We start from the raw sequence: 293 nt of genomic DNA, 5'->3' as shown, positions 1-293 counted from the left end.
GCAAAGGCGCCGGGTACGTTCAAGCCATGCGCGCGATGGTGCTGGCAAAAGGATTCGTAGCCATCCAGGCATTCGTCGCACCGGCGGCAGGTGTCGTGGATCCAAGGCACGCCGGCCCGGTCGCCGAGCGACCAGCCGCCGACGCCCTCGCCGATCGCCTCGACGCGACCGATGCCCTCATGGCCCATGACGAAGGGCGACGGGGCGTGCGGCGGAACGCTCTCGCCACGCCAGATATGCACATCGGTGTGGCAGACGCCGCAGGACTGCAGCCGCACCAATATTTGACCGGG

At 67.9% G+C, this 293-nt stretch carries 1 protein-coding gene; it reads right to left on the bottom strand.

Annotated features, from left to right (window positions below; genetic code table 11):
- Positions 1-293 (bottom strand): alcohol dehydrogenase catalytic domain-containing protein (locus EN818_RS31995; RefSeq protein WP_148671500.1); only part of this gene is annotated, 293 nt, incomplete at both ends.

The organism is Mesorhizobium sp. M3A.F.Ca.ET.175.01.1.1 (assembly GCF_004791945.1).
GTDB lineage: Bacteria > Pseudomonadota > Alphaproteobacteria > Rhizobiales > Rhizobiaceae > Mesorhizobium.
Note: the sequence above shows the minus strand (reverse complement) of the source record. Positions and strands in the feature narration are given on the sequence as shown.